The sequence below is a fragment of the Acetobacter lambici genome, from assembly GCF_011516885.1.
In the GTDB taxonomy this organism is placed as follows: domain Bacteria; phylum Pseudomonadota; class Alphaproteobacteria; order Acetobacterales; family Acetobacteraceae; genus Acetobacter; species Acetobacter lambici.
In genome coordinates this window covers 1-610 of the sequence record NZ_WOTD01000176.1, presented here as the reverse complement: position 1 = coordinate 610, position 610 = coordinate 1, and the positions used below count along the sequence as shown (strand labels likewise).

Here is a 610-nt window from a genome sequence, read left to right as displayed (position 1 = left end):
GGATGCGATCATCATCACCCATGACGCCTTCAAGTTCATCGCGGTCGAGGCATCCTTTGAGCGCGGGATGATCGACGAACAGATCGACGCCTATGACACGCTGCTCTGCGAAATGAATAAAGGCGACCAGCTGTCGCGCAAGCGGATCGAGCACATGAAGGAAATCATGGAGGCGAAGCTCGAAGGGCTGGCGAGCGTCAAGGATGACATGCTGCATCTGGGGGAACTGGGGATTGACCAGATCCTCGTGGACGAAGCCCAGCAGTTCCGCAAACTGAGCTTTGCCACCAATCAGGGCGACCTCAAGGGCGTGGCTCCCGAAGGCTCGCAGCGCGCGTGGGACCTGTTCGTCAAGGCCCGCTATCTTGAGCGGGTCAATCCCGGTCGCGCGCTGGTCCTGGCGTCAGGCAGCCCGATCACCAACACGCTGGGCGAGCTGTATTCGGTCCAGCGCTATATGGCGCTCGATGCGCTGCGTAGCCGCGGCCTGCACGAGTTCGACGCATGGGCCGCCAATTTCGGGGAGACCCGGACCGAACTCGAATTGCAACCCAGTGGCCTCTACAAGCCCGTCACGCGCTTTACCGAGTTCGTCAATGTCGCCGACCTC

1 pseudogene is annotated in these 610 nt (G+C 61.0%); it reads left to right on the top strand.

Annotated features, from left to right (window positions below):
- Window positions 1-610: pseudogene (locus GOB86_RS15745) on the top strand (lactate dehydrogenase); the annotation flags it as partial.